The organism is Methylobacterium sp. 88A (assembly GCF_000376345.1).
Taxonomy (GTDB): Bacteria; Pseudomonadota; Alphaproteobacteria; order Rhizobiales; family Beijerinckiaceae; genus Methylobacterium; species Methylobacterium bullatum.
Genome location: NZ_AQVT01000001.1, coordinates 3,957,250 through 3,980,786, shown reverse-complemented (window position 1 = coordinate 3,980,786; position 23,537 = coordinate 3,957,250). Strand labels below are relative to the sequence as shown.

The window sequence follows — 23,537 nt, the reverse complement described above, 5'->3', positions numbered from 1 at the left end:
GGTCGTCATCAGGGCTGCGGCGCGGTCGGATCGACGGCCCGGCCTGGAACCTCCAGCACCGGCAGCCCGTCGGCGGCACGGCGCGCGGCATCCTCCAGGCTCGGTGCCAGGGCGCGGATGCGCGCCTGACGAGCGGCTTCCTCGGCGGCCGCCTTCTCCGCTGCCGCTTTCTCGGCCGCGGCTTTCTCCGCCGCGGCCTTGTCGGCCGCCGCCTTGATGGCCGCGGCGCGGGCCCTGTCCATCTCGATCCGTGCGCGACGCCGCTGGCGCTCGATCTGATCCGCCTCGAACAGCTCGATCTTGTCGAGCTCTCGCTGGAGGACCACGGCGGCGAGGCCGTTGGTCAGCGGGCCGGCATCGACGCTGCGCTCGGGTTTGCTGAGCAGGCCGGAATAGGCGAGCTGCACTGCCGGAACCCCGCCCGTCCAGCCCTTCGGCGATCCGCCTCCCGTCAATGTCCCGCGCGCATCGAACCGCCCGGTATTCAGGTCGATGGCGAGGGTGCCGGCCCAGCGCGGTCCACCGAGATCAAAGGCGAGGGGGGCCGCGCGGAGCGACCCGCCGGAGAGGGTCGCGGGCGCCTTCACGGTCCCCTTCACCGCCATCGGCGCGGCGGCGAGTTCCTCGGTAACGAGGGCCTGGAGCCGTCCGTCCCGAAGCGGATCGTTCTCTGCGAGGGCTTTCACCAGGGCGCGCTCGATCCCGCCCGGATCGCCGCCGGGCAGCACGAGATCGGTCAGGGCGATATCGCCGCTGCCGCCGAGATTGTTCGCCATGTTCGCGACGCTCTGGCCCGAGGCACCGAAGCGCAGGGTCGCGCTGGCGCGGCCGGAGATCGGCCCCGGACCGACGAGATCGGCGATGGAAGCGTCGCTCAGGCTCCCTTCCCCGGTGAGCGCCGCCGCTCCGCCCTGCCGGGACAGCGTGACGGTCCCCATGAGACGGCCCCCGGCGAGGCGGCCGCTGAGGTCGCGGATCGAGAGGACGCCGTTGTCGAGACGGGCACCAAAGGCCGCGCCCTCTGCGGTGAAGCGTCGGCCGAGTTCGAGCGCGTCTACTCTCACGTCGAGGTCGATGGGCGGCCGGTCCGCCGGCGGGGTGCCGAACCGGGCACCGTCCCCGGCCTCTTGCTTCTTCCCGTCCGGGGGAATCACCAGGGCCGCGGCGAGCCAGGGCAACGACAGCCGCCCCAGCGCCACGCTGCCGAAGATGTCGCCCGCCGGCGACCGGTTGACGTTGGCGAGGATCGTGGCCCCGGCGATCCGCCCGGCCACATCCGCATGGGCATCCCGCCCCGCCCGCGACAACCCCACCAGCAAGTCCGCCGGTAGCGGCGAGGGCAGGGCGGAGGTGCTGCCGGCGAGGAGGAGGAAGGGCGCGATGTCGGGTGTCTTCACCTGGATCTCGCCAGCCTCCGGCGGGGCCTGCCCCGGACCGGGCACGACCGGATTCACCGTCGAGAGGGTGAGGTCGGCGATGGTGCCGGAGATGTCGAGGCCGAGGGGCGGGACCGCGCCATCGGCTCCGGCCTGTCCACGTGTCCCGGTGATGCGCAGGGCGGCGGGCTTGCGCAGGGCCACCATGTCCTCGCGTTCGAACCAGCGCCCGGCGAGCGGGGTGGTCAATCCAAGGGAGAGGCTGTCGATGCGGCCGCCCCGCGACAGCAGGTCGAGGTCGAGGCTGCCGCCCGCCGCGGTCCCGTCGGCGCTGGTGCGCAGGGTGTCGGCGTCCCCGGCCTCGCGCTCCAGGGTCACGGCGAGGTCGAGGGCACCGGCCCGGAGGAAGCCGGGGATCATCCGGGCCTCGGCGATCCAGGTCCTGTCGAGGAGGGCGATGAGGGGGGCGGCCACCGGCGCCCACATCCGGCCGGCGATGCGGCCGGACCCGTCAGGGGCGATGCGGCCGGAGAGCTTAGCGTTGGCGCCGGCCACATCCGTGACGTCGAGGCTGCCGACATTGAGGCTCGCCCCGTCCGATTGGATGCTCGCGGCGATGGTCCCATTGCCCGAACGCGCTCCGGCCGGCCCGTAGCGCACGTCCCGCGCTTGGATCGTCAGACCGATATCGTGGTCGTGGAGGCCGGACAGGGCACTGCCGAAGGAGGGCAGGGCCGCGATGTCGACGCCCTGCGCCGAGAGCTGCGCGTCGAAGCGGCCGCGCCCGCCCGCCTCCGCCTGGGTGTAGCGGGCGTTGCCGGTGATCCGCGCCTCGCCGAGGGAGAGCCGCAGGTTGCGTAGCGACAGCGACGGGCTCGCCGTCGAGAGGTCGGCGGATGCCTGGATCGGGCGCCCGTCCATCACCGCGACGGCCGGGCCGCCGAGGCCGAACTTGCGCAGGTACCGTCCGAACCCGTCCGATGCGGCAGCGTCGAGGGAAATGTTGCCCGTGAACCGGAGGGCAGGCTGCGTATCGAGCTCACCGGAGGCGGTGAGGGCCGCCTCGCCCGGTGCCGTCACCGAGAAGCGCCGGAGGGCGAGCCCCCCCGTCCGGTCGAACGTGCCGGAGAGTTGAAGCTTGGTCCAATCGTCGAGACCGAGGGCGACGCTCTCGATGCCGAGATCGAGATCGACCATCATCGGCAACTCGGAATTCGCGCGCGGCATCCCGCGCGCCAGGAGGGCCTGTCCTCCCGTGGAGATCAGGAAGGCGTCGAGGTCCAGGCGGCGCGTCTCCAGGGTCAGTGCCGCCCTCCAGGCCCGCAGGTCGATCCGCCCGGTGCCGGCGAGGCGCATGGCCTGACCGCCGGGATCGATCTCGGCCTTCACGTCGGAGAAGCGCACGATGGGGCCGCGGGCCTTGAACGTCCCGCCCAGCGAGAACGGCAGGTAGGCGCCCGCGACCTGGACCGGCGGCCCGACCACGACCCGTGCCGTGCCTTCCGCTTTCGGGATCATCGCCCGCGGGGCGTCCCCGGTCGCCTCCGGCTCGCCCGCCATCGGGTCGAGGCGGATGCGGGCATCGGCCTCGAAACGCGGATGGGTGTCGCCGCCGCCCGAAATCTTCACCGCGACGCTGCCGTCCTCCGCGGGCTCGCCGGTGGCGATGCGGAAGGCGACCGCGCCGCTCATCCCCTCGATCCGCCAGGGTCCGAGCAGCCGGGGCGCGGAGAGATGCACCGCCTCGGCCCGGACCTGATCGGTGCGGCCGCTCTGCGGCACGAGGGTGGTCAGCACGACCTGCCCGATCGTCAGGTCCTCGATGGCCAAGTCTTGGCCGGCGAGGGTCCGGTAGAGGTCGGCGGGCAGGCGGATCGCGTCGTCGTCGCTGATCGGAAGCTTGATCTCAGCCCGGCCGATCCGCGTCTCGGTGAAGCGGATGTCTCCCGTGAGCAGCGGCGTGAGGCCGATCTCGGCCGCGACGGACTGGAGGTCGAGGGCCGGCTTGTCGGCCTGTCCCCCGATGCGGAGGCGATCGACGCTCAATCGCGGCGAGGGCAGGAGCCTGATGCCGATCCGCCCTTCGGTCCGTGCCTCGAGGCCGAGGGATCGCCCGATCGCCCGGTCCACCAGCATGCGGTAGCTTTCCCAGGCCACGAGGGGCGGGACCGCGAGGGCCGCGACGAGGATCAGGATGACGGCGCCCGCCAGCGCGGTCAGGATGTCTCGCACCGTCTTGGTTTCCGCCTCGATCCGGCCCGGTCTCGGAGCCTGCCATGGGGCGGTCACGTGGTCTCAACCGGACGTCATGCCCGGTTCGTGCCCCCACCCCATGCGGCATAGCACACCGATCCCGGATGCGCGCCAGGGTCGAACCCCGCGGTCAACAGGTGCCGGGCGTCACCCTTGACCGGTCCGATCAGCGGCGCGGGGCGATGCCGGGGCCGATCGGCGCCGGACGGGTGATCTCGTTGCGCTGCATCTGCATGCGGATCTGGTTGTTCTCGAACTGCTGCTGGTGCCGGACGCCGCGAATCTCACTCTGTCTGGAAAGACGGTCGTTGGTCTCGTTAAGCGACCGGGTGCCGGGGGACTGGGCCATGGCCGGAGACAAGGCGAGGCCGCCCGCCAGGGCCGCGAGGCAGAGGACGGACAAGGAACTCGTGCGCATGGTGGAGCCTTCTGTGATGACGGCCGGGATATGGTCAGACGACGCCCGAAATGAAGCCGGAGTTCCGTATTCCGGCCGAGGGCGGGGCGGCCCCGTTGTCCCGACCCTCGACGCCGTTCGCGTTTTGGTCCAGGGAGGCAGCATGAAACAGCATCCCGACGCAGCGGCGGCGTCCGTGCCGGCGCCGGCCTCCGGCGTGGCGGCCGAGGCCGCGCAGAGCTCCATCGCCGCCCGCGCCATGGCCTCCCTCAGGCCGCAGGGCTCCCCCTATCTCGAAGGGCTGAACCCCGAGCAGCGCCGCGCCGTCGAGACGACGGAAGGGCCGGTCCTCGTCCTCGCGGGCGCGGGCACCGGCAAGACGCGGGTGCTCACCACGCGAATCGCCCATCTGGTCTCGACCGGTAAGGCGCGGCCTTTCGACATCCTGTCGGTGACCTTCACCAACAAGGCCGCCCGCGAGATGAAGCACCGCATCGGTTCCCTCATCGGCCCGGCCGGCGAGGGGATGCCCTGGCTCGGCACGTTCCATTCCATCGGCACCAAGATCCTGCGCCGGCACGCCGAGATGGTGGGGCTGAAATCCGACTTCACGATCCTGGGGATGGACGACCAGCTTCGCCTGATGAAGCAGGTCATCGTCGACCAGAACATCGACGAGAAGCGCTGGCCCGCCCGCGCCCTGTCCTCGGCCATCGACGGGTGGAAGAACCGCGGGCTCCTGCCCGAGCAGGTACCCCCCGGCGAAGCGAGCGCCTTTGCGTTCGGCAAGGGCGGCTCCCTCTACACCGCCTATCAGGCCCGGCTCCTGACCCTGAACGCCGCCGATTTCGGCGATCTCCTGCTGCTCTGCCTGAAGCTGTGGCGCGAGAACCCGGACGTGCTGGCCAATTACCAGCAGCGCTTCCGCTACATCCTTGTGGACGAGTACCAGGACACCAACGTCGCCCAGTATCTCTGGCTGCGACTGCTGGCGCAGGGCCACCGCAACGTCGCCTGCGTCGGCGACGACGACCAGTCGATCTATGGCTGGCGCGGGGCGGAAGTCGACAACATCCTGCGCTTCGAGCATGATTTCCCCGGCGCCGTGGTGGTCAGGCTGGAGCGCAACTACCGCTCCACCGGCCACATCCTCGCCGCCGCCTCGGGGCTCATCGCCAGGAACGAGGGCCGCCTCGGCAAGACCCTGCGCACCGAGGACGTGGCCGGCGAGAAGGTGACGGTATCGGGCGCCTGGGATTCGGAGGAAGAGGCGCGCCAGCTCGGCGAATCCATCGAGAGCCTGCAGGCCAGGCAGCATCCGCTCTCCGAGATCGCCGTGCTGGTGCGCATCTCGGCCCAGATGCGCGAGATCGAGGACCGGTTCGTCCAGCTCGGCCTGCCGTATCGCGTCATCGGCGGCCCGCGCTTCTACGAGCGCGCCGAGATCCGCGATGCCCTGGCCTATCTGCGCGTCACCATGAACCCGGCCGACGACCTCGCCTTCGAGCGAATCTTCAACACACCGAAGCGCGGCCTGGGCGATGCCACCCTGCAGATCCTGCACGGTTATTCCCGCTCGCAGCGCGTGCCGCTGCTCCAGGCGGCGCGCAGCCTGATCGAGACCGACGAGCTGAAGCCCCGCGCCCGCTCCGGCGTCCGCGCCCTGGTGGAGAGTTTTTCGCGGTGGGCGCGGATGGTCGGCACCCAGCCCCATTCCGAGGTGGCCCAGACCGTTCTGGAGGAATCCGGCTACACCGAGATGTGGCAGAAGGACAAATCCGCCGATGCCGCCGGGCGTCTCGAAAACCTCAAGGAGTTCGTGCGCTCCATGGAGGAATTCCCCGACATGGCGGCCTTCCTCGAACACGTCTCCCTGGTGATGGAGGCGAGCGAGCAGGAGGGGGCGGACCGGGTCTCGCTGATGACGCTGCATGCCGCCAAGGGGCTCGAATTCGACACGGTGTTCCTGCCCGGCTGGGAGGACGGCCTGTTCCCGAACCAGAGGGCGCTCGACGAGAGCGGCCGGGCCGGGCTCGAGGAGGAGCGCCGCCTCGCCCATGTGGGCCTGACCCGCGCGCGCAAGCGCGCCAAGCTGTCCTTTGCCGTCAACCGGCGCATCCACGGCCTGTGGTCCTCCACGGTGCCGAGCCGCTTCATCGACGAGTTGCCCGCCGACGCCGTCGACGTGGTCGACGCCCCCGCGCATTTCTCCGCCGGTGCCTCGCGCTTCGACCGGAACCCGGCGCCGTTCGGCTCGTCCTACGGGACGCCGGGCTGGCAGCGGGCGCAGGCCAACACCGCGGGAAACCAGGGGTTCGGAGGCGGGGGTGGGCAAGGTTTCGGAAGATCGTCCTCGCCCGGCCGGAGCAACGGCGGACCGCGCCAGATCGAAGGCGAGCTCGTGGCGAAGTCGACGGGTGCGCCATCCGCGTTTTCGGATGGTATGCGAGTCTTCCACACCAAGTTCGGCCCCGGCAGCGTGGCGGCTGTCGACGGCAACAAGCTGACGGTTGACTTCGATAAGGCCGGCCGCAAGATGGTTCTCGACAGTTTCATCCAGCCAGGGTGAAGCACCCCGCCGGCCGCATGCGACACGTCGTGCGGACCCGGCCGGTTTCGCCCCTCGTGAAGGGCCGTGGTCGAGATGGATGCTTCGTCGTTCCACCATCTCACCTGTCGAAAACTGAAACTCTCCCGCATCTGCGCGTTTCCGAAGCGAAACTTCGACACACGTCCAGGATTTCGTGCCGTCATGCCCCTGTCGCCACCGGAGCGGCATGGTGTGTGCGTGGGTGATTCGTGGCTTGCCGCACCGGGAGCCCGTCACTCATAGGCCAAGTCGTCCACAGGTCGTGGGTCGACATCTGGAACTAAAAGACCTGCCGTCGAATTCTTTCGTTAACGATTGTCAGAGATAGTGTAACAAATATTATCGAGGGCAGGGCGCGTAGGCAGGTCGAAGATCAGTTGAACCCTAGTTGGCAAGTCCAGTTGGAGTGTTGATCGATGAAAAGACGGCGCACACGACTTGAGCTGGTAGAAGACCGCCCGGTGCGGCTGCACCGCACCCGGTTCGACGACGAGCGTAACTTAGGCCCTATCCAGCCTCTCACCGTCCGACAGGCCGAGTACCTGGATGCCCTCGCCGTCAGCAAGCAGGTCATCGTTCTCGGTCCGGCCGGCACCGGCAAGACCTACATCGCCGGAACCCGCGCCGCGGATCAGCTCCGCCAGCGCCGCATCGCCAAGGTCATCATCACCCGTCCCAACGTGCCATCGGGCCGCTCGCTGGGCTTCTTTCCCGGCAGCTTGGAGGAAAAGATCGCGCCCTGGGTCACGCCGCTGACCGAGACCATGAAGGAGCGCATGGGCGACGCCGCCTACGAGATCGCCATGAAGACCGGCGACATCGAGGTGGTCCCCTTCGAGGTGATGCGCGGACGCACCTTCAAGAACTGCCTCGTGATCCTCGATGAGGCGCAGAACACCACCACCGCCGAGATCAAGATGTTCCTGACCCGCATCGGCGACGATTGCCAGGTCATCATCAACGGCGACGTGTCCCAGACCGACCTGCGCGAGACGTCGGGCCTCAGGACCGTGATCCATCTCGTGAAGAGCCGCATGATGCAGGTTCCCATCGTCGAATTCACCCTCGACGACATCGTCCGCTCGGGCATCTGCGCCGAATGGGTTCGGGCTTTCGAGGAAACGAAACTCTGACTTGAGTGTTATCAGCGGCGGGTCGAACCGGCCCCGCCGCACGTCTCGGCGTGCGGCAATCGTCTCTCCGGCGCGAGCGGGGGAGATCAATCCGAGCGCCGCGCTCGGGTGAAAGAGAACGGAAACGCCCGATGAAAAAATTGATCTTCGCGCTTGCCATGGTCGGAAGCCTCGGTGCTGGCGCCCTCGCGACAAGCGCTTCGGCCGCTCCCGGCGCCCCGATGGGCGTGACGTCCTCCGAGACCGTCACCCCCGTGCGCATGCACCGTGGGGAGCACCGGATGCATCGCCGCATGCACCGTCGTCACCACATGCGCATGCACCGCAACCACATGCGTCACCGGATGATGCATCACCGTCGCATGCACCGCATGTGATCGCAGCAGCGATCCGAACGACGAAAGGGCCCTGAGGGGCCCTTTTTCTTGGCCCATCGAATTTCCCGGTTCACCGAATCGGACGATCTCGCCGCTCGCGGCCCGTCCCCCGCTGGGTCTCGCAAGACCCTTCGCTGGCCCTGCGGGTCTCCGGGAAGGGGGCGTTGGCGTGAGGACGGCGGGAGAGTTCGATCCCGGCTCCGTTCCCCGGGGAGTGGGGCGCTAGCGGAACCCGATCCGGGATTCCGCCGATAAAGTTGCGATGCGTCTATTCGGCCAAAGCGAGCCTCAGAGCTTCGGCGTCGCCTTCGCGGTACCATCCTTCACCAAACCGTCCTTGGCCGTGGCCTCCTTGGCGGGAACGGCCTTGGCCGCCGGAGGCTTTCCGGCCTTGGCGGGCTCGGCCGCCACCTTGGCCTTCTGCCCGACGGCGCCGGTCACCGTCGGCACCGTGATCGCATGGGCGGTATGGGTGGCCTTGCCGGATTTCGGCGCCGGCTGGATCGTCTCCGGGGCAGCGGCGGCGGCGGCCGGGATCGTGGCGGCGTCGGCTGCAGGGGTCGGCGAGGCCTTGCCGGTGAGGAGACTGCCCAGAACCTTCGTGTAAGAGGGCGAATCCACATCGGCATCGGCCACCATGATGCGCGCTGGCGTCGCGGGCTTCAGCGGTTCGGGTGCCGCGTTCGTCTTGGCGACGACGCTGCCGGGCTTGGTCTTGTCGGAACCCGCCTTGAGGACCGCCGCAGCGGCCTTGGTCGGGATCGGAGCCTCGGCGGCGGCCAGCATCACCGGACGTCCCTTGGCATCCACCTCGACCTCGCGCTCGCCGGCAGCCAGGCTCTCGGGCCGGCTCACTTCGCCGAGATGGTGGCGGGCGTATTCCTTGGGGTCGTAGGGCGCCTCCGGCTCGTCCTTCTTCGTCAGGTTGGCGAAGGCCAAGGTCGAGGCGGGAGCCTGGGGACGGAAGACCGGGTTCTGGCCGCCATCGTCATAGACGACCCTGGTCGCCGGCGTGCCCTTGGCGACGAGTTCGGCGATGTCGTGGTTGTCCTTCGCCCGCTTCTCGGCGACGAGCGTGTCCACCTTCGGCGAGCACGAGCCGGCGGCCACGTCCTGGCCGCCGAAGACGTAGCGCGTGCCGCAGACGTTCACGCGCGGCTCCTCGCGCAGGGCCTCGAAATAATCCGAGCCTTCCTTCAGGTTCTTCCAGAACGGCGCGTTCGGGTCGTTGCGATACTTGGCGAAGTTCTGCGCCGTCATCCGGAACGGATAGGACTGGAACTGGAACGCGCGCTGCCCGCCGGCGAAGGAATCGCGTGCCAGGGCGTAGAGCTCGCCCATGGACTCGTCGGTCATGGCGAAACAGCCCGAGGACGAGCAGGTGCCGTGCACCATGATGTAATTGCCCGTCCGGCCGTTGGCCCGGTCGTAATTGTTCGGGTAGCCGGTATCGAAGGAGAGGTAATAGGACGAGTTCGGGTTCATCTGCCCCGGCGTCACCGTGTAGAAGCCCTCGGGGGCCTGCCGGTCGCCCTGCTTGGTCTTGGGGCCGAGCTGGCCCGACCAGCGGCAGATCGGGAAGGTCTTGAGGAGCGCGTACTGGCCGTTCGTGCCGCGCTTCCACACCTCCATCTCCGCTTCCTTCTTGTAGGCGCGGATCAGGATGGGGTCGTTGGCGGACATGCCCTTCTGGGCCATCAGCGCCAGGGTCTTGGCCGGGACGGGCGTGAGGGCGCGCAGCGGCACGCCGCCGCCCATCGAGCCATCCTGGCAGGCGGTGAGGGAGAGAGCGAGCGCAACGACACCGGCAGCCGTAGCCAAGCGTAGAGCCAGCGGGCGCAAAGCCATGGGGAACCCCGTCCTCATACATGCGCTCGCGGGATCTCGCCCGTCGAACGCCACTCCCCAACCCAATAGCGTCGTTAAACTTACCCGGTTGTTACCGCAAGAAGACGCAAATGGCCGGCGTGGCGAGATGTGGATTTCGGTGGCTTCCTCAGTGTGGGCAACACCTTGCCGCAATCGGTCGGTCGGCCTCGACGTTCGGGGACGCCGGCTGGACGGCAATCGACTTGATTCCGCTGGTATTTCCGGTCCCAGCGCGGAGGGCGTGGAGACATGCCGCCCGAAGCGGCGAGCTCCAAATGGGCAGAAGAGGCGGGGTTTAACAAAACCCTTCTCGGTTCCTTGAGGCTTGTGCGCCAAAACGACGCATAGATAACCGGCCTACAGTTTGCGGCCGATATCGAGGAACTTCGCCGCCCGGCGGTCGCGGATCTCGTCGGGGCTCAGACCGTCGAATTCGGCCAGCGCCTTGGCCACGGCCTTGCCCGTGTTGGCGATCGCCGCGTCGCGTCCGCGATGAGCGCCGCCGGTGGCCTCCGGGATGATGCCGTCGATGATGCCGAGACGCAGGAGATCCTGGGCCGTGATCTTCATGGCGGTGGCCGCATCCGCCGCCCGGCCCTGATCGCGCCAGAGGATCGAGGCCGCGCCCTCCGGCGAGATCACGCCGTAGATCGCGTGTTCCAGCATGAGGACGCGGTTGGCGGTGGCGAGCGCGATGGCGCCCCCAGACCCGCCTTCGCCGATGACCACGGCGACGTTGGGCACGCCGAGTCCGAGGCAGGTCTCGGTGGAGCGGGCAATGGCCTCGGCCTGGCCGCGCTCTTCGGCCTCGATGCCGGGAAAGGCACCGGCCGTATCGACGAAGGCGAGGACGGGAAGGCCGAACCGGTCGGCCATTTCCATCAGCCGCACCGCCTTGCGGTAGCCTTCGGGCTTGGCCATTCCGAAATTGTGGCGCAGGCGGCTTTCGGTGGTGGAGCCCTTCTCCTGGCCGAGCACGCAGACGGCGCGGCCCTCGAAGCGGCCGAAGCCGGCGACGATGGCCTGGTCCTCTCCGTAATGGCGGTCACCGGCCAGGGGCGTGAACTCGGTGATCAGGCCGGCGCAGTAATCGATGAAGTGCGGGCGCTGCGGATGGCGCGCCACCTGCGTCTTCTGCCAGGGCGTCAGGGTGGCGTAGATATCGGAGAGGGCGGACGCCGCCTTGGCTTCCAGGCGGCCGACTTCCTCGCTGATGGAGACTGCGCCGTCGCGGGAGGCCAGGGTCCTCAGCTCCTCCAGCTTGGATTCGAGCTCGGCCACCGGCTTCTCGAAATCGAGATAGGAGCGCGTCACCGACATCGGTCAGAGATCCTTGTTCGTCGCCGTCGGCGCGCCGTCGGGCCGTGCCGGGCATGACGGCGGCGGGAGGCGTTCGGGGCGGGCGGGAAAAGCCGCGGTTGGCCCGGCGGTGTTGGCGAAGGAACACCGCCTGTCAACCATCCCGCCCTCCCGAGCCGTCTTCGCACTGCGGGACGATGGTCATTGGTTCGGCCTTGGGTCATGGTGCCGTCATCGTTCGACGTCCACCTTGCTTCACCGGTGAACGGCGTCGAGGGACGTCCGTGAGAGGTCCGCGCCCGTGACAGAGTTTTCCAGCGGCGAGTCCCATGTCCTCGTGCTTCAGGGAGGCGGAGCCCTCGGCTCCTATCAGGCCGGCATCTACGAGACACTGGCGGCGGAGGCCATCGCGCCCGATTGGGTGGCGGGCATCTCCATCGGCGCCATCAACGCGGCCCTGATCGCCGGCAACCCGCCCGAGCGCCGCGTGGAGCGGCTGAGGGCGTTCTGGGAGCAGGTCTCCTCCGGGGTAATGGGCTCGCCCTGGTTCCCCGGTGAGCAGGCGCGGGCGGCCTTCAACGAGGCCAGCGCCAATTGGATCGCCACCGTGGGCGTGCCCGGTTTCTTCAAGCCGCGCTTTCCTCCGGCCACCCTCTACCCACCCGGCGCGCCGGAAGCGCTGAGCTACTACGACACCGCTCCGCTGAAGGCGACGCTGGAGCGGCTCGTGGATTTCGATCTCATCAACGAGGGCCGGACCCGGCTCAGCATCGGCGCCGTGAACGTGCGCACCGGCAACTTCGTCTATTTCGACAATCGCTGCGACCGGATCACGCCCGAGCACATCATGGCCTCTGGCGCGCTACCGCCGGGGTTTCCGCCGGTGACCATCGACGGCGAGCAATATTGGGACGGCGGCATCGTCTCGAACACGCCCCTGCAATACATCCTCGACGAGGAGCGCACCCGCGACCTCGTGGTCTATCAGGTCGACCTGTTCGCGGCGCGCGGGCCGATGCCGCGCACTCTCATCGAATCGGCAGAGCGCGAGAAGGACATCCGCTTCTCGAGCCGCACCCGGCTCAACACCGACAAGAACCTCGAAGCCCGCCGGGCGAAGGCCGCGTTCCGGCGGCTGGCCGAGAAGCTGCCGCCGGAGCTGATGAGCGACGAGGACGTCAACTACCTGCGCCAGGTCACCCACGCCAATTTCACGACCGTGATGCAGCTGATCTACCGGCGGAAGGCCTATGAAGGGAACTCGAAGGATTACGAGTTCTCCCGCGCCACCATGCTCGAACATTGGGCGGCGGGTGCCGGTGACATGCGCCGCTCTCTGCGCTCCCCCGCCTGGTGCGACCGGGTGCACGACGAAACCGGCGTCGCCGTGTTCGACCTGACGCGGGACGCCCGCGACTGACCCTGCCCTGACCTTCTACACGGGAGCCCCACGCCATGACCCGCGACGAGATCCTGCACGTCCCCTCGATGCCCGCCTTCAGCCCGAGCTATCCGCGCGGGCCGTATCGCTTCCTCAGGCGCGAATACCTGATCATCACCTACGAGACCGATGCGGAGGCCCTGCGCTGGGCGCTGCCGGAGCCCCTGGAGCCGCACCCGGAGAACCTCGTCTATTACGAGTGGATGAAGATGCCGGATTCCTCCGGCTTCGGCGATTACGAGGAGAGCGGCTCGGGCGCCATCGCCACCTATAACGGCGAAGCCTGCAACTTCTCGATCCAGATGTATCTCGACGACGAGCCGCCGATCACCGCCGGCCGCGAGATCTGGGGCTTCCCGAAGAAATGGGGCGTGCCCCGCCTCAAGGTCACGAAGGACACCCTCACCGGCACGCTCCATTACGACGAGGAGCGGGTGGCGATGGGCACCATGACCTACAAGCACAAGAGTCTGGAGAAGGAGCTCGATACGGTGAAGGCCGGTCTCGGCCGCCTCAACGTCAACCTCAAGCTCCTCCCCGACGTCACCGGCGCGCCGAAAGTGGCCCAGCTCGTGGGCTATCGCCTGGAGGACATCACCGTCCACGGCGCCTGGGACGGCGAGGCCCGCCTCGACCTGATCCCGCACGTGAACTGCCGGGTCGCCGACCTGCCGGTGAAGCGCATCGTCGGGGGTCGGCACATGATCGTCGACTTCACCTTGCCCTACGGGCAGGTGCTGCACGACTATCTCGCCTGATCGCTCAGTTGACCCGAGAGGCTTCAATGATCCTGACATCCAAGACCGCCATCGTCACGGGGTCCACCAGCGGCATCGGCCTCGCCTATGCCCGCGCCTTCGCCAAGGAAGGCGCCAACGTCGTCATCAACGGCTTCGGCAAGCCCGAGGACATCGAGAAGGAGCGCGCCGGGATCGAGGCCGATTTCGGCGTGAAGGCGGCCTATTCCCCGGCCGACCTGACCAAGCCCGGCGAGATCGAGGGATTGATCCGGCTGGGCGAGGAGACGTTCGGTTCGGTCGACGTGCTCGTGAACAATGCCGGCGTCCAGTTCGTCTCGCCGATCGAGGATTTCCCTCCGGAGAAGTGGGAGCAGATCATCGCCCTCAACCTGTCCTCGGCCTTCTACACCATGCGCTACGCCATCCCCGGCATGAAGGCGCGCAAATGGGGCCGGATCATCAACACCGCCTCGGCCCATTCGCTGGTCGCCTCGCCGTTCAAGTCGGCCTACGTCTCAGCCAAGCACGGCATCGCGGGCCTCACCAAGACCGCCGCCCTCGAACTCGCCACCCACGGCATCACCGTGAACTGTATCTCGCCGGGCTATGTCTGGACGCCGCTGGTGGAGGCGCAGATCCCCGACACGATGAAGGCGCGGGGCCTGACGAAGGAGCAGGTCATGAACGACGTGCTGCTGGCAGCCCAGCCCACCAAGCAGTTCGTGACGGTGGAGCAGGTGGCGGCCCTCGCCGTCTTCCTGTGCGGCGACGGTGCCAGCCAGATCACCGGCGCCAACATCCCCATGGATGGCGGCTGGACCGCGCAGTAGCCGACACAGAAAGCCCTGCCTCGCCGGAGGGCGAGGCAGGGCGATCGACAGGCGATTGGCCGTGAAGGCTCAGCGGCGGCCGTGCAGCAGCAGGGCGAGGCCGTAGCCGACGGCTCCGGCGATCACCAGGGCGATGAGCGGGTTCTCCTCGACGCGGCTCTCCACGGCGCGGGCGCCGTCGCGGACATAGGATCCGCCGCGATCGTAGGCCTCGCCGGCGTAATCCGACACGTTTCCGGCGACATCGCGCAGGGTGTCCTTGGCCTGGCCGTAGACCTCCTGGGCGCGGCCTTCCGCCTCGCGGTAGCGGCCTTCCGCCGAATTGCGCGACGATCCTACGGCATCGCCGATGGCGCTCTGTGCGCGGCCGCCGAGGTCCTTGGCCGCTCCGACGACCCGATCCGTATCAACCATTGGTCTGCTCCTTCAGAATCGACAACGCGTGATCGGCGCTTCCAAGGCGGCGCCCGCATCCGATGGTCACAGAACGTGCGAACCGGCCAAGCGCACCATCGCACGACAACTTTCTTGAGCGAGCGGTTTACGGGGCGTGTCGCTCCCGGGCTTCGATGAGCAGCAGACGCACCACCTCGGCCACCGCCCTGGGAAGGAGCGCCAGGGGATCGCGCCGTTTTCGCGCGGGCGACGCGGATCGCCGCCATGCCGCCCGGACGGGTGGGATGTGGAGGAACAGAACCGGGCAGGGCTCGGCCAGCGCCTGGAAGTAACTGGCATTGCAAAGGTAGCGGCCGGCATTCCGGGACGGGATCGCCGAAATTCCCTGTCGTTTCAGGCAGACCAAGGCGCGGGCCGCGATGGCGGTTTCGCGCTGCGCCGGTCCCTGACGGTCGAGCCGCAAGGTGGTCGGAATCCGCCCCGATGCGTCGGGAAACAGCCGGCTCGCCCGGTTGAGGGCGCGGGCCTCGACGCGAACCCGTTTGGCGCGGCCGGCGACGCCGATCATCAGCACGGCGGCCGGGCTCTCGGCGAGGGCCGGCTTCAACGACTCGGAAAGAGCCGCATAGGCGGTGCGCAGGATCAGCGTGCGCACCGGGAACCCCGCGATGCCATGCCGGCCGAGATGCCCGACCTGCCGGGCGAGCGTCTCGCTCGGGTTGCGCGGCATGCCGGGGAAGGGGCCGAAGCCGGTGACGAGGAGATGCCTCCGCGTCACAGCCCGATCAGGGTCGCGATGGCCTCCGCGCCGGCGGCCGGGGAGGATTCGCCCCGCGCCACTCCGGCTTCCGCCTCCGCGGTCTGCTTGCGCACCTCGGGCGAGCCGACGAGGCGCTGGTGCAGGCGCTCGTGGACGAGGGCCCACATCCACTTCACGTCCTGCGCCCGGCGCTTCTTCGCGATCTCGCCGGTGGCGGTGAGCTTGTTGCGGTGGTCGACCACCTTGTCCCATAGCGCGTCGAGGCGCTTGTTGTTGAGCCCGGAGATCGTGACGACGGGGGGCGTCCAGCTCGAACTCGGTGCGCTGAGGATGTGGAGCGCGGCCCGGTATTCACCGGCCGCCGCATTGGCCCGTCGCTCGCCCTCGCCGTCGTCGGCCTTGTTCACCGCGATCATGTCGGCGAGTTCGAGGATGCCTTTCTTGATGCCTTGCAACTCGTCGCCGGCGCCGGGCAGCATCAGCACCAGGAAGAAGTCGGTGAGGTCGGCCACCGCCGTCTCCGACTGGCCGACGCCCACCGTCTCCACCAGGATGACGTCGAACCCCGCCGCCTCGCAGAGGAGCATGGTCTCGCGGGTCTTGGCAGCCACGCCCCCCAGCGTTCCCGAGGAGGGGGAGGGGCGGATGAAGGCGTTGGGATCAAGCGCCAGCTGCGCCATCCGGGTCTTGTCGCCGAGGATCGACCCGCCGGTGCGGCTGGAAGAGGGGTCCACCGCCAGCACCGCAACCTTGTGCCCGGCGGCGGTGAGGTTGGCGCCGAGATTGTCGATGGTGGTGGATTTGCCGACTCCCGGCACCCCGGTGATGCCGACGCGGATCGCGGTGCCGGTCTGCGGCAGCACCGCATCGATGAGGTCGCGCGCCGCCGCCCGGTGATCGGCCCGTTTCGATTCGGCCAGGGTGATCGCCCGCGCCAGAGCCGCACGGTCGCCCGCGAGCAGCCGCTCGCGCAGGGAATCGAGATCGAGGGAAGGAGGAAGAGCCATGAACCCCTTCATGCCGGGCCGGCCCGGTTTCGTCGAGGGGGCGCGTGTCGTCGCACCGGGGTCCCTGGCACGGGAGTACCTGTAGCAACCGGGCCACGGACCGGGCTCTGCCCGCAATTCACATCGCCCCCGCCACGCCCGCGCCCTGCCATGGTCACGATCGTCGCCGACAGGGTAGGACGAGAGAGCCGGGACCGAGCGCCGGGCCATCACGGGGCCGTCGACACGCCATGATCCGAAACCGCATGCCGGGAGCACCATCGCAGACCCGCCGCTCGCTCATCCGCGGCGCCGCCCTTCTGGGCGTCGCCGGCCTCACGCCGGGCCTCGCCGGCTGCGTCACCGACGGGCTCGTCACCGGGGGCACCGGCCCCGAGCGGCAATCGAACCTCGACGTCAGCCCGATCCTGCTGGTGGCGACCACCCGCAAGCCCGTGGGCAGCCCGCCCAAGAGCCCGTATTTCAGCTCCGAGCGCGGGCGCGGTCTGAGCTTTGCCGAAGTCCGTCTCTCGGCCCCCGATCGCTCGCTCATTGGCAAGGTCTCCTCCGTGGTCAGCGGGGACTGGGCGGTGACGGCGGTGCCGCAGGTCGAGACCGGACCCGGCGCGGCGGCGGCCTTCACCCAGGCCGCCTTCGGGCGAGACGTGCTGATCTACGTCCACGGCTACCGCGAGAGCTTCGCTTCCGCGGCGGTGAGTGCGGCGCGCCTGTCGGACGGCATCCGTTTCCGGGGCGCCTCGGCCCTGTTCACCTGGCCGTCCGCCGCCGCCACCTTCGATTACGGCTACGACCGCGAGAGCGCCCTGTGGTCGCGCGACGCGTTCGAGGATCTCCTCAAGGCGCTGGCGGGCTCGCCCTCCGGTGGGCGCATCAACATCGTCGCCCATTCCATGGGGACGCTGCTGACCCTGGAGACCATCCGCATGCTGCGCGCCGAAGCGGGCGAGGCGGCGATGGCACGCATCGGTGCCATCGTCCTCGCGGCGCCCGACATCGACATCGACCTGTTCACCGGGGCGGTGGAGCGGATGGGGCCGGACGTGTCGAAGATCACCGTGATCTCGTCCACCAAGGACCGGGCGCTGGAACTCTCCGGTGCCATCGCGGGCGGCGTCGTGCGTGCGGGCGCAGCCGACCGCGAGCGCCTCGAGGCCCTCGGGGTCCGCGTGGCGGACGCCTCGGATTACGGCGGCGGCCTGATCAACCACGACCTGTTCCTGTCGAATCCGGAGGTCCAGGGCGTGGTCAAGCGCGCCATCGGCCGGGCGGCGGGCGGCGCCTGAATATTGCGCTGCAAGAAGACTCAGCTTGAGGACGTGACTTGAGGTCTTGGCCTCGGCCCCGTTCGCCCCTACACGGGCGGCTGTCGGTCTGACGATTCCCACGCCGACGCGGCCGCCTCCCGGCGCGCCCAGAATGAGGATTGTGCGATGTTCACACTCGATATCGATGGCGTGGCCATCGCGGTCATCAACGGGACCGAGGAAACCGCTCGCGACCTGTTCACCTGCGACGGCTTCAAGGAAGACATCCAGGCGATGAAGAGCGACGGCAAGGTGCTGTGGAACGGCACCTCCGAGCTCAAGATCCGCCCCGCCACCGAGGACGAGATCGAGATCTTCGAGGATGCCCTCGCCGAGGACGATTCGGAGGAGGACGCCCCGTTCGAGCCCGACATGCGCCACGCCAAGAGCGCCGAAGAGCCCGACGAGGACGAGGATGAAGACGGCGAGGACGACGCCGACATCGTGTTCCTCGTAGATATCGACGAGGATGCCGGCCTCGATTCGTAAGGCCTGATCCCTCAGGACCATCTGCCGCCGACCGCCTCGCCCGGACACGGGCGGGGCCTTGTATCGCGATCCCCTCTGCCAGCCGTTGACGGCGGCTCCTGCGGGCTATTCCTGAGCCTCTGGGGCATCCGCCGGGATAGGGCAAGGTCTTGAGAACACGGCATGGGCGCGATGCCTGCCACGAGTCTCGGCACAGAGCGAGGACCGCATGACTTTCCGCTTCGAACACCTTCATCTTCGCAGCCAGGACGCCGTGGCGGCCGCCGGTTTCTACGCGGAGACCTTCGGCGCCCGCGAGATCGCCCGCGAGGGTGCGCCGTCCGTGACGCGCGTCGTCCTCGACCTGTCGGGGCTCACCCTCTTCATCGAGCACGCGCCCGAGGCCGGCCCCGCCGCCAAGCCGCCGAACCGGGGCATCGAGCATATCGGCCTGGCCGTCGACGACCTCGAGAGTACGGTCGCCGATCTGAAGCGCCGCGGTGTCGCCTTCGTCATCGACATCACCGACGTCCGCCCCGGGCTTCGCACCGCGTTTCTCGACGGACCGGACGGAGTCCGGATCGAGCTGTTGCAGCGCGGCTGATCCGGTCAGTTCGCGGCCGGTCGCGCCGCCTTCTGCGGGATCAGGCCCGGCGGCACCGGGGCGTTGCCCGGAGCCTTCGCCGGAGCGGCGGGCGCCGCCTTCTTCGGTGTGATCGAGCCCGTCATGACCGCGTCCCGCATCGGCACCGCCGGCGAATCGATGCCGTAGATGTCGTCGCGGAAATGCGCGCGTCCGTCCGGGGTGGCGTAGCCGGTGAGATAGACGAAGGTGACCGGGATCTGTTTCGGCAGCTTGATATCGAGCCGCTCGTTGGTGGCGATATTGGCCTCGATCTCCATCGGTCCCCAGGTCGAGCCGGGGCCGCTCGGGCCGGGAGTGCCCTCCAGAAGCCAGCCCGCCAGCTCCTTCACCTGGGCCACCCGTACACAGCCATGCGAGTGGAAACGCACCTCGCGGGCGAACAGCGATTTCGACGGCGTGTCGTGCATGTACACGGCCTGTTTGTTCGGCATGTCGATGCGGACCTGCCCCAGCGAGTTGTCGAGGCCGGAATCCTGGCGCAGCGTGTAGCTCGCAGCCTTCTCGCCGGCCCAGTCGATGGTCGTCGGATCGACCTCGACGCCGCCGGGGCCGAGGATGCGGATCCGCTCGCGGGCGAGATAGCCCGGGTCTTTCCGCATCTTGGGGATGATCTCCTTCTTGATGATGGAGACCGGCAGGGTCCAGGTCGGGTTGAGGTTCACGTCGGTGATGCGCGCCTCGATCCGCGGCGTCGCCTTGTCGGGCTTGCCGACCACGGCCACGTAGCGGCGCACCACGATGCCGTTCTCCACCGCCTCCACGGCGGCCGACGGGATGTTCACCACCACGTAACGGTCGCCGTAGGGGAAGTTGGAGCCGATCTGCCGCGCGGCCGAGGCCGAGAGTTGGCGCTGGCGGGTCGCCGCCGGCACGTTGAGGGCGGTCACCGTCTGGCGGCCGACAATGCCGGTCTCGGGCAGTCCGTGGCGTGCCTGGAACGCCTTCACCGCCGAGACGAGGATGGGGTCGAGCACGTCGGAGCTCGGCACGCCGGCCGGCAGATCGCCGGTGAGGACGAGGTGCTGGCGAAGTGCTGGAATGTTCGGGTCGCGGGCACCCGGTTTGATCGTCAGGTCGGCGGGCAGGGTCCCCCAGCCCCCGGCATCGACGATGGCCTGATAGCGCTCGGCCATGCGGAACGTGTCGAGGAAGGTCGAGGGCGCCAGCGTCGGGACGGGGTCGTCCGAGACGCGCGCCACCACGAGGGGAGGCAGTTCGCGGGATTTCTTCGGCGCCGCCGGTGCCGGCTCCGCGCCTTGCGCCAGCGGGACCGCATTCGCCGGCCCCACCTGTTCGGGCTTCGGAGCGACGTCGGGTCTCGGACCGGCCTCGGCCTTGGTCGCAGGCTTGGCGGCAGCCGGGGGCGCCTCTGGGGGAACCGGAGCCGGTTCGGCGCCAGCGCCGGTCAGGCACAGCATCAGCGCGAGCGGCGACAGGCCGGCACTTAGGATCGACGGGAACACGACGCAACGCGACGACACAGGCAGCCCTCGTGAGCAGACAGAGCCGGATCATGCGGGCGGGATGGTTACCAAGTTCCTCCGCCTCCCTGTCGGGCGGCCCTGACAAAACGGGACACCCCGCCCTACCTCCCGGCCAACCCGAACCGCCAAGGAGGCCGTGCCATGATCCATCATCCCGCGATCCGCAGAGGCGGCACGGCCGTCGTGACGGGAGCCGCGAGCGGCATCGGGCTCGCCGCCGCCAGGCGGTTCGCCGTTTCCGGCATGAGGGTCGTCCTCGCCGACCTGCCCGGCGAGGCATTGGAGACGGCGCGCGGGGAGATCGCGGCGACGGGCGCCGATGTGCTGGCCCGTCCCACCGATGTCGGCCGCCGCGAGGACATGGACGCTCTGCGCGAGGCGGCGGGCGACGCGCCCGCGCTCGTCATGCTCAATGCCGGGATCGAGGCCGGAGGTCGCCTGTTCTCGGACGACGCGACCTGGCGGCGCATCCTCGACACCAACCTCTGGGGCGTCGTCAACGGTATCCAGGCCTTCGTTCCGGGGATGATCGAGGCGGGTGAGCCCGGCGCGGTCATCGTCACCGGCTCGAAACAGGGGATCACCACGCCGCCGGGCAACACGCCCTACAACGTCTCGAAAGCCGGGGTGAAGGTGGTCGCGGAGGCCCTCGCGCATGACTTGCGCGGGCGGGAGGGCGCGCCGGTCAGCGCCCACCTGCTGATCCCCGGCTTCGTCTTTACCGGCCTGACGAAGGCGCGCGGCGTGGCCGAGAAACCCGAGGGCGCCTGGACACCGGAGGAGACGGTGGAACTCATGATCGAGGCGATGGGCCGGGGCGACTTCTACATCCTCTGCCCCGACAACGAGACCTCCCGCGAGCAGGACGAGCGCCGCATCGCCTGGGCGGCGGGCGACGTCATCGAGAACCGGCCCGCGCTCTCACGCTGGCATCCGGACTTTGCCGAGGCGTTCAAGGACTTTCTCGCTTCCCGATGAAGGGCGGTCCCCGGAGCCCGCCGGGGCGATGCGGCCGCCCCGTCACGACAGTTCCTTCAGGGCCAGGATGGAGGGGGCGAAGAAATACTCGCCGCCTTCCATCCGGACGAAGCTCCTGAGGTTGAAATCCGGCCTGTTCGCCTCCACCAGCGAGAACGGAGCCGCGCCCTTGAAGGGACGGTCGACAGAGGCCGATTGGCCGATGATCGGATCGATGCCGCTGGCCGGCTGGGAGAAGTCGTCCGCGTTGCACCAGCTCCGTTGGACGAACTCGAACTGGTCGTCGATCGAGGTAACGTAGCATTTGAACAGTAACCCGCGGGACAGCCGCACCTTGCTGTCTTCGTCGGGGGTGCCGGCGTTGTCGATCGCGCCCGAGACGCCGGACAATGCCTCGGCCTCGGTGACTTCCGGCCCAAAAGAGATGCCCCGGCGCATCATGCGGTGGCTCTGCGTGAACGCTTCGGCGCTGCCGATGGCCTTCTCGTCGGGTTCGAGTTCGTGCCGGACATCGTCGCGCGGATAGGCCTTGCGGATATGAGCGGCCCACGGGCAGACGACGCCCTCTCGATCCTCGCCGAATTCGAAATCATTGGCGCGCGGCGTGTTGTCCCCGACGCTGCGGTCGTCACCTCTCGGCGCGTTGATCATGGCCGCACCGCTCTTCCAGCGCCCCACCATCTGGGCGCCGAGGAGGTCGGCGTCGGCTGGGTCCGCTCCGGCGGGGATCGCCGCGGAAGCCGTCTTCACCGAGGCGTTGAATTCCGGAACAAACTGGGCGAGGCGCCGAATGACAAGATAGGCCCCGTGGTTCATGAAAGGGATCGGCGGTTCGGCGACCGGGCCTTTCACCTCGAACCGCGGGGCGTTCGGATTTTGTCCGGGGAAGCCGAACACGAACTCGCCCGGCCACAGGAGATCTTGGCCCAGGGCGGCCTGATTGTCCTTGCCACCCTCGGCCGTCGGATGGAACGGGGTGTCGTGGCCGATCCGGCCCCGGAGGCCCGGTTGAGAGACGCCGTCCGCGTATCCGAAATGTTCGTGACCCACCACCGGCTCCGGTCGCACCTGACCGACCTCCTCATGGAGCAGGCTCCATCCGTTCTCGGCTGGCGGGACCAGCCTCAGGGACATGACGTCGACGACTTCGGCGTGCGAAGCGCCGGTGACGATGAAGACACCGTGGAGATCGGGGTCTGGATTCAGTGCCGTCCACTCGGACGACGGCGGGTCTTGCAGGATCGCCTGGCGACTCGCCATTCCCTCCCTGAAGGCATCCGCTCCGGTCATCGTCGCGGCATCCTGCACATCGAGCCTGTGCAGACCCGCGAAGGTGAATGCGAGGTTCAGTCCGGGCGTCGGGACGAGCTGTGCGTTGATGAGCTTCTGGGCCGCGATTTTGGCCCGATCGTCTATGCAATCCTGCATGCTCGTGATGTGCAGGGACTTGAGGAATGCCTTGAACGCTGCCGGGTCGGTGATCGTGAAGAACATCAGGTGCTCGTGGCGCTTGGGCAAACCGGCGAGGATGTCGCCCTGGATGGCGTCGAGCGGGAACAACGGCTCGTCTGCGATATCGCGGGCCATGTGGTCGTCCCTCCGGAATGGTCACACGGACCCGTTCACGCGGGTCCCGTTGCGTGTTTGCAGGTTTAAAAAGTGGTTATCTACAGTTGCCGGGGCATAATATTTGAGCCGTATCCGGCATTTAATACAAGCTGATGGACTTTTGGAAATGAATTGATCTCTCGGCATCTGCGAGTCGCCGGGGATAGATCACGCTTCGGGATTCGTCCCGATCGGAAGTCCTGGCAGGATTTGCCACTGAAATGCTGTGTCTTCCGCTAACACGTCTATACTTCGCTCTGGTCGAAATCGAAAGGACGAATTGGTATGATGATAGATCGCGGGGTGACCAAAAGGTGTTACACTCGGAACCGGACCGTCACCGCTTGAGCACGACGGGGGGGCGGTCTGGCGATACGCTGGAGTGAAAGCTGCCGGCGGAAGGAGCGCGGTTTTCGACTGAAAATGTCGTCGCAGGACTGGTTCGTTCCCGTCCATGATTCCCGTGTGCGTAGACTCACTGGGCATCTCGCGCCGTCCCGGGTTAATGCTCGGTTCCCGGCTTCGGCCGACCCGGCGGAGGGCGCTTCCGAGCAGGAGGCGGGCGCCAGGCGAGTGATGCA

Annotated in this window: 19 protein-coding genes; 10 read left to right on the top strand and 9 right to left on the bottom strand. The window is 68.4% G+C overall.

Going from position 1 to position 23,537, the window contains the following annotated elements:
* Positions 1 to 8: 8 nt before the first annotated feature.
* Entirely contained in the window at positions 9 to 3,665 is a 3,657-nt protein-coding gene (locus tag A3OM_RS24345) for an AsmA family protein (RefSeq protein WP_018045372.1), read from the bottom strand.
* A gap of 130 nt (positions 3,666 to 3,795) precedes the next feature.
* The gene (locus A3OM_RS0119025) at positions 3,796 to 4,047 is read right to left on the bottom strand and encodes a hypothetical protein (protein ID WP_018045371.1); all 252 of its coding nucleotides are present in this window, start codon (positions 4,045 to 4,047) and stop codon (positions 3,796 to 3,798) included.
* A 142-nt stretch (positions 4,048 to 4,189) separates the two neighbouring features.
* On the opposite strand from A3OM_RS0119025, the gene A3OM_RS0119020 reads away from it, so the two are divergent.
* The 3 genes from A3OM_RS0119020 to A3OM_RS0119010 all read left to right on the top strand — a co-directional run bounded on the left by A3OM_RS0119020 (position 4,190) and on the right by A3OM_RS0119010 (position 8,126).
* Entirely contained in the window at positions 4,190 to 6,595 is a 2,406-nt protein-coding gene (locus A3OM_RS0119020) for a UvrD-helicase domain-containing protein (protein ID WP_018045370.1), read from the top strand.
* 437 nt (positions 6,596 to 7,032) lie between these two features.
* The gene (locus tag A3OM_RS0119015) at positions 7,033 to 7,749 is read left to right on the top strand and encodes a PhoH family protein (protein WP_026176203.1); all 717 of its coding nucleotides are present in this window, start codon (positions 7,033 to 7,035) and stop codon (positions 7,747 to 7,749) included.
* 131 nt (positions 7,750 to 7,880) lie between these two features.
* Positions 7,881 to 8,126 carry a hypothetical protein gene (locus A3OM_RS0119010; protein ID WP_018045368.1) on the top strand — a complete coding sequence of 82 codons (246 nt, stop codon included), beginning with the start codon at positions 7,881 to 7,883 and terminating at the stop codon, positions 8,124 to 8,126.
* Positions 8,127 to 8,414: 288 nt separating this feature from the next.
* Here A3OM_RS0119010 and A3OM_RS24340 read toward each other — a convergent pair whose 3' ends face one another.
* Positions 8,415 to 9,959 carry a L,D-transpeptidase family protein gene (locus A3OM_RS24340; protein WP_245257852.1) on the bottom strand — a complete coding sequence of 515 codons (1,545 nt, stop codon included), beginning with the start codon at positions 9,957 to 9,959 and terminating at the stop codon, positions 8,415 to 8,417.
* Positions 9,960 to 10,352: 393 nt separating this feature from the next.
* Positions 10,353 to 11,315, bottom strand: coding sequence for an acetyl-CoA carboxylase carboxyltransferase subunit alpha (locus tag A3OM_RS0119000; protein ID WP_018045366.1), 963 nt, complete (start codon positions 11,313 to 11,315; stop codon positions 10,353 to 10,355).
* A 280-nt stretch (positions 11,316 to 11,595) separates the two neighbouring features.
* Here A3OM_RS0119000 and A3OM_RS0118995 point away from each other — a divergent pair, with 280 nt between their 5' ends.
* The 3 genes from A3OM_RS0118995 to A3OM_RS0118985 are packed head-to-tail and all read left to right on the top strand — an operon-like array spanning position 11,596 to position 14,305.
* Positions 11,596 to 12,714: a patatin-like phospholipase family protein gene (locus A3OM_RS0118995; RefSeq protein ID WP_018045365.1), complete on the top strand. Its 1,119-nt coding sequence runs from the start codon at positions 11,596 to 11,598 to the stop codon at positions 12,712 to 12,714.
* A gap of 35 nt (positions 12,715 to 12,749) precedes the next feature.
* Positions 12,750 to 13,493, top strand: coding sequence for an acetoacetate decarboxylase (locus A3OM_RS0118990; protein WP_018045364.1), 744 nt, complete (start codon positions 12,750 to 12,752; stop codon positions 13,491 to 13,493).
* 26 nt (positions 13,494 to 13,519) lie between these two features.
* Complete coding sequence (locus tag A3OM_RS0118985; protein ID WP_018045363.1) at positions 13,520 to 14,305, top strand: 3-hydroxybutyrate dehydrogenase; 786 nt, start codon at positions 13,520 to 13,522, stop codon at positions 14,303 to 14,305.
* A 69-nt stretch (positions 14,306 to 14,374) separates the two neighbouring features.
* Here A3OM_RS0118985 and A3OM_RS0118980 read toward each other — a convergent pair whose 3' ends face one another.
* The 3 genes from A3OM_RS0118980 to meaB all read right to left on the bottom strand — a co-directional run bounded on the left by A3OM_RS0118980 (position 14,375) and on the right by meaB (position 16,480).
* Positions 14,375 to 14,719 carry a CsbD family protein gene (locus A3OM_RS0118980; protein ID WP_018045362.1) on the bottom strand — a complete coding sequence of 115 codons (345 nt, stop codon included), beginning with the start codon at positions 14,717 to 14,719 and terminating at the stop codon, positions 14,375 to 14,377.
* Positions 14,720 to 14,846: 127 nt separating this feature from the next.
* Positions 14,847 to 15,479, bottom strand: a complete 633-nt coding sequence (locus A3OM_RS0118975) for a hypothetical protein (RefSeq protein WP_018045361.1) — start codon at positions 15,477 to 15,479, stop codon at positions 14,847 to 14,849.
* The gene (gene meaB, locus A3OM_RS0118970; RefSeq protein ID WP_018045360.1) at positions 15,476 to 16,480 is read right to left on the bottom strand and encodes a methylmalonyl Co-A mutase-associated GTPase MeaB; all 1,005 of its coding nucleotides are present in this window, start codon (positions 16,478 to 16,480) and stop codon (positions 15,476 to 15,478) included. Before meaB ends, A3OM_RS0118975 begins: the two co-directional genes overlap by 4 nt.
* 233 nt (positions 16,481 to 16,713) lie before the next feature.
* Between meaB and A3OM_RS0118965 the strand changes: the two genes are divergently transcribed.
* The 3 genes from A3OM_RS0118965 to A3OM_RS0118955 all read left to right on the top strand — a co-directional run bounded on the left by A3OM_RS0118965 (position 16,714) and on the right by A3OM_RS0118955 (position 18,844).
* Complete coding sequence (locus A3OM_RS0118965; RefSeq protein WP_026176202.1) at positions 16,714 to 17,751, top strand: alpha/beta hydrolase; 1,038 nt, start codon at positions 16,714 to 16,716, stop codon at positions 17,749 to 17,751.
* 147 nt (positions 17,752 to 17,898) lie between these two features.
* Entirely contained in the window at positions 17,899 to 18,261 is a 363-nt protein-coding gene (locus tag A3OM_RS0118960; RefSeq protein ID WP_018045358.1) for a hypothetical protein, read from the top strand.
* A gap of 208 nt (positions 18,262 to 18,469) precedes the next feature.
* A complete protein-coding gene (locus tag A3OM_RS0118955; RefSeq protein ID WP_018045357.1) occupies positions 18,470 to 18,844 on the top strand; it encodes a VOC family protein in 375 nt (124 codons plus the stop codon).
* A 5-nt stretch (positions 18,845 to 18,849) separates the two neighbouring features.
* Here the strand turns inward: A3OM_RS0118955 and A3OM_RS24335 are convergent, their stop codons facing one another.
* A complete protein-coding gene (locus A3OM_RS24335) occupies positions 18,850 to 20,367 on the bottom strand; it encodes a L,D-transpeptidase family protein (RefSeq protein WP_018045356.1) in 1,518 nt (505 codons plus the stop codon).
* Between the two features lie 144 nt (positions 20,368 to 20,511).
* On the opposite strand from A3OM_RS24335, the gene A3OM_RS0118945 reads away from it, so the two are divergent.
* Positions 20,512 to 21,348: an SDR family NAD(P)-dependent oxidoreductase gene (locus tag A3OM_RS0118945; RefSeq protein WP_018045355.1), complete on the top strand. Its 837-nt coding sequence runs from the start codon at positions 20,512 to 20,514 to the stop codon at positions 21,346 to 21,348.
* A 42-nt stretch (positions 21,349 to 21,390) separates the two neighbouring features.
* Here the strand turns inward: A3OM_RS0118945 and A3OM_RS0118940 are convergent, their stop codons facing one another.
* Complete coding sequence (locus A3OM_RS0118940; protein WP_018045354.1) at positions 21,391 to 22,935, bottom strand: Dyp-type peroxidase; 1,545 nt, start codon at positions 22,933 to 22,935, stop codon at positions 21,391 to 21,393.
* Positions 22,936 to 23,537 lie beyond the last annotated feature (602 nt).

What these genes read in the sequence shown, in the direction of transcription:
- A3OM_RS0119025 (WP_018045371.1), bottom strand. Translation starts at nt 4,047, where the DNA reads ATGCGCACGAGTTCCTTGTCCGTCCTCTGCCTCGCGGCCCTGGCGGGC.
- A3OM_RS0119020 (WP_018045370.1), top strand. Translation starts at nt 4,190, where the DNA reads ATGAAACAGCATCCCGACGCAGCGGCGGCGTCCGTGCCGGCGCCGGCC.
- A3OM_RS0119015 (WP_026176203.1), top strand. Translation starts at nt 7,033, where the DNA reads ATGAAAAGACGGCGCACACGACTTGAGCTGGTAGAAGACCGCCCGGTG.
- A3OM_RS0119010 (WP_018045368.1), top strand. Translation starts at nt 7,881, where the DNA reads ATGAAAAAATTGATCTTCGCGCTTGCCATGGTCGGAAGCCTCGGTGCT.
- A3OM_RS0119000 (WP_018045366.1), bottom strand. Translation starts at nt 11,315, where the DNA reads ATGTCGGTGACGCGCTCCTATCTCGATTTCGAGAAGCCGGTGGCCGAG.
- A3OM_RS0118990 (WP_018045364.1), top strand. Translation starts at nt 12,750, where the DNA reads ATGACCCGCGACGAGATCCTGCACGTCCCCTCGATGCCCGCCTTCAGC.
- A3OM_RS0118985 (WP_018045363.1), top strand. Translation starts at nt 13,520, where the DNA reads ATGATCCTGACATCCAAGACCGCCATCGTCACGGGGTCCACCAGCGGC.
- A3OM_RS0118980 (WP_018045362.1), bottom strand. Translation starts at nt 14,719, where the DNA reads ATGGTTGATACGGATCGGGTCGTCGGAGCGGCCAAGGACCTCGGCGGC.
- meaB (WP_018045360.1), bottom strand. Translation starts at nt 16,480, where the DNA reads ATGAAGGGGTTCATGGCTCTTCCTCCTTCCCTCGATCTCGATTCCCTG.
- A3OM_RS0118965 (WP_026176202.1), top strand. Translation starts at nt 16,714, where the DNA reads ATGCCGGGAGCACCATCGCAGACCCGCCGCTCGCTCATCCGCGGCGCC.
- A3OM_RS0118960 (WP_018045358.1), top strand. Translation starts at nt 17,899, where the DNA reads ATGTTCACACTCGATATCGATGGCGTGGCCATCGCGGTCATCAACGGG.
- A3OM_RS0118955 (WP_018045357.1), top strand. Translation starts at nt 18,470, where the DNA reads ATGACTTTCCGCTTCGAACACCTTCATCTTCGCAGCCAGGACGCCGTG.
- A3OM_RS0118945 (WP_018045355.1), top strand. Translation starts at nt 20,512, where the DNA reads ATGATCCATCATCCCGCGATCCGCAGAGGCGGCACGGCCGTCGTGACG.
- A3OM_RS0118940 (WP_018045354.1), bottom strand. Translation starts at nt 22,935, where the DNA reads ATGGCCCGCGATATCGCAGACGAGCCGTTGTTCCCGCTCGACGCCATC.